This is a genomic window from Streptomyces sp. GC420, assembly GCF_009916105.1.
In the GTDB taxonomy this organism is placed as follows: domain Bacteria; phylum Actinomycetota; class Actinomycetes; order Streptomycetales; family Streptomycetaceae; genus Streptomyces.
In genome coordinates, this window is sequence record NZ_JAAAXQ010000583.1 from 1 (window position 1) to 3294 (window position 3294).

Annotated in this window: 3 protein-coding genes; 2 read left to right on the forward strand and 1 reads right to left on the reverse strand. The window is 72.7% G+C overall.

What is annotated here, in order from left to right:
• Positions 1–41 precede the first annotated feature (41 nt).
• The gene (locus tag GUY61_RS36460) at positions 42–1001 is read left to right on the forward strand and encodes a bifunctional helix-turn-helix transcriptional regulator/GNAT family N-acetyltransferase (protein WP_166634587.1); all 960 of its coding nucleotides are present in this window, start codon (positions 42–44) and stop codon (positions 999–1001) included.
• Here the strand turns inward: GUY61_RS36460 and GUY61_RS36465 are convergent.
• Positions 892–1863: an EamA family transporter gene (locus GUY61_RS36465; RefSeq protein ID WP_166634588.1), complete on the reverse strand. Its 972-nt coding sequence runs from the start codon at positions 1861–1863 to the stop codon at positions 892–894. The two genes, GUY61_RS36460 and GUY61_RS36465, sit on opposite strands and share 110 nt — an antisense overlap.
• Positions 1864–1958: 95 nt before the next feature.
• Here GUY61_RS36465 and GUY61_RS36470 point away from each other — a divergent pair, with 95 nt between their 5' ends.
• Positions 1959–2855: a LysR family transcriptional regulator gene (locus GUY61_RS36470; protein WP_166634589.1), complete on the forward strand. Its 897-nt coding sequence runs from the start codon at positions 1959–1961 to the stop codon at positions 2853–2855.
• Positions 2856–3294 lie beyond the last annotated feature (439 nt).

Here is a 3294-nt window from a genome sequence, read left to right on the forward strand (position 1 = left end):
GGCTACCTTTGACTCAGTCAAGGGAAACGGCGGGTCGGCTCATGACCGTGCAGGAGATCCGGGCGTTCAACCGCTTCTACACCAACCTCATCGGCGCGCTCGACTACGGGCGCCACCTGTACACCCCGTTCACGCTCACCGAGGCGCGCGTGCTGTACGAGCTCGCGCACAGCAGCCGTACCGACGCCGCCGATCTGCGGGCCGAGCTCTCGCTGGACGCCGGGCATCTGAGCAGGCTGCTGTCCAGGTTCGAGAAGGACGGGCTGGTGGAGCGGGCACCGTCGGAGAGCGATCCGCGGCGGCAGCGGATCACCCTGACGAAGGACGGCCGCGCCGCCGTCGTCCTCCAGGAGGAGCGCTCGCAGCAGGCCGTGCGCCGGATGCTGGACGGGGTGGGCGCCGCCGAGGAGCGGGAACTGCTCGCCGCGATGGGCACGGTCCGCAGGATCCTCGGCCGGCCGCGCGAGGAGGGCCGGCGCCCCGGGGTGCTGCTGCGCGATCCCGTGCCGGGCGACCTCGGCCTGATGGTGCACCGCAATGCCGCCCTGTACGCGGCCGAGTACGGCTGGAACGCGGAGTACGAGGCGCTGGTCGCCCGGATCGTCGCGGACTACGCCCAGGACCACGACCCCGCCCTGGAGCGGGTCTGGGTCGCGGAGTTGGAGGGCCGGCCGGTCGGCTGGGTGATGTGCGTACGGGACGCGGCGCCCGCGACCGCGCGGCTCAGGCTCCTCCTGGTGGAGCCCGACGCGCGCGGACTCGGCATCGGCGAGGGGCTGGTACGGGCCTGCGTCGGCTTCGCCCGCGAGGCGGGCTACCGGAACCTGGTCCTGTGGACCAACGACGTGCTGAAGGCGGCGCGCCGTATCTACCAGCGTGAGGGCTTCGTGCTCACGGCCGAGGAGCCGCATCACTCGTACGGAGCGGATCTGGTCGGCCAGGACTGGCTGCTGCGGCTACGGCCGCAGGACGGGGGTCCCGGACCGGACCGTCCCGCCTGACGGGAGCGGACGGCCGCGCGAAGGAGGTCAGGGCCACACCGCCGACCAGCAGCGCCGCCGCGCACCACCGCAGTGGACCGATGCCCTCGCCCAGCAGCAGCGCCGCCGAGGACATGCCGAAGACGGGGACGAGGAGGGTGAACGGGGCGACGGACGACGCGGGATACCGGCCCAGCAGGAATCCCCAGGCGCCGAAGCCGAAGACCGTGACCACCCAGGCGACGAAGACGATCACTCCGATGCCGGTCCAGTCCAGCCCGCGCAGCGCGTCGAGGTCCTTCTCCGGGCCCTCGACGAGCAGTGAGAGCCCGAGCAGCGGGAGTACGGGAACGGTGCTCACCCACACCATGAAGTTCAGCGCGTCGGGCGGGGCCGCCTTGCGCGTCAGCACGTTCGAGACGCCCCAGAAGGCGGCGGCCGTGACCACCATGGCGAAGCCGAGGACGGGTCCGGAGGCACCCTCGTCGACGGCGGCGACCGCGATCCCGGCGAGGGCCACGGCCATGCCCAGCAGCCTCAGCCGGCCGGGCCGTTCACCGAGGAAGGCAATGGCGATCAGAGCGGTGAACACGGCCTGCACCTGGAGGACCAGCGAGGAGAGCCCGGCCGGCATCCCCTCGTACATCCCCGTGAACAGCAGGCCGAACTTGGCCACTCCCAGAGCCAGTCCGACGCCGACGATCCACTTCCAGGCGACCTTCGGGCGGCCGACGAAGAAGACGGCGGGCAGCGCCGCGGCGAAGAACCGCAGAGCGGAGAAGAGCAGCGGGGGGAAGTGGTCGAGGCCGACCTCGATGACGACGAAATTGACTCCCCATATCCCGGTGACCAGGACGGCGAGCCCGATGTGTGCAGGACGCATGCGCCGAGCATCGCGCTCCGCAACCATGTAGCACCAGCGCTGATTCCTACATGGTTGAATGAAGCATTGCTTATGCATGGTGATTGGGGTCCCGGATGCTCGACCTGTCCCGGCTGCGCGCCCTGCACGCCGTCTCCGTCCACGGCTCGATCGGTGCCGCCGCCACGGCGCTCGGTTACACCCCGTCCGCCGTCTCGCAGCAGATCGCCAAACTGGAGCGGGAGACCAGGACGACGCTTCTGGAACGCCGCGGCCGGGGCGTGGCACTCACCGAAGAGGCCCGCCATCTGGCCGACGCGGCCAAGGAGTTGCTGTCCATCGTCGAGCGTGCCGAGACCGCCCTCGAGGAGCGGCGGGGGCTGCCCACGGGACGGCTGGCCATCGGCGCGTTCGCCTCCGCGGCCCGAGGGCTGATGCCCGGCGTGCTCGCCGAACTCGCCGCCCGGCACCCCGCGCTCGACACCCGGCTGACCGAGGTCGATCCGCATCTGTCCGTCGATCTGGTCGCCCGTGGCGTGATCGACCTGGCGGTGGCGCACGACTGGGACATCGCGCCGCTGCCCGCGCCCGAGGGCGTCGAGCAGGCGGTCATCGGTGACGACCTCTGCGACATCCTCGTCCCCGAGGGGCACCCGCTCGCTGGGCGGGACCACGTGACCCGCGCGGAGCTCGCCAAGGAGCGGTGGATCTGCCAGCCGCCGGGAACCGTCTGCCACGACTGGCTGATGCGGACCCTGCGCGCGGCGGGCTACGAGCCGGAAGTCGCCCACCAGGCGGAGGAGAACCACACGCAGGTGGCTCTCGTCGCAGCCGGTCTGGGCATCGCGCTGATCCCCCGGCTGGGGCGGGGCACGCTGCCGGCCGGGGTGCGGGCGGTGGCGCTCGAACCGATGCCGACCCGCAGGCTGTACGCGCTGTGGCGGACGGGCGCCACACGACGCCCGGCGATCAGGGAGACCGTCCGCACACTCCAGGCCCACTGGCCCGTCTGAGGCGTACGCCCGCACACTCCAGGCCCACCGCCCCGCCCGAGGCGTACGCCCGCACCCTCCACGCCCGGGGTGTACGTCCGCACCCTCCAGAGGCCCGCCCTCCACGTCCGAGGCGTCCGGGGCGGCGCCTGGTTCGCCGCTGCTCAGCCTCCGGACGCGGCCTCACGCGCGACCCTCCGTGCACATCCGGCACGGGCACAACAGTTCGGTGCAGCCGGGAACCCAGCCGGTGCGCCGGGCGTCCAATGGGCGTGCTGCCGGAGAGTCTCCGCAGGGCGGTCCGTCGGCCTCGCCGCTGGCTGCGACAGCTGACCTCCCTCTCCGCCGCCCGCGGCCGGCGCACACCGCCGTCGGCGTGCCCCTCCGACATCGCGCCGGCGGCGGTTCCCCGCCTTCCCCCACCGCCCCGGCCCGGGCGGACCGGCGTCCGGGCCGGGGC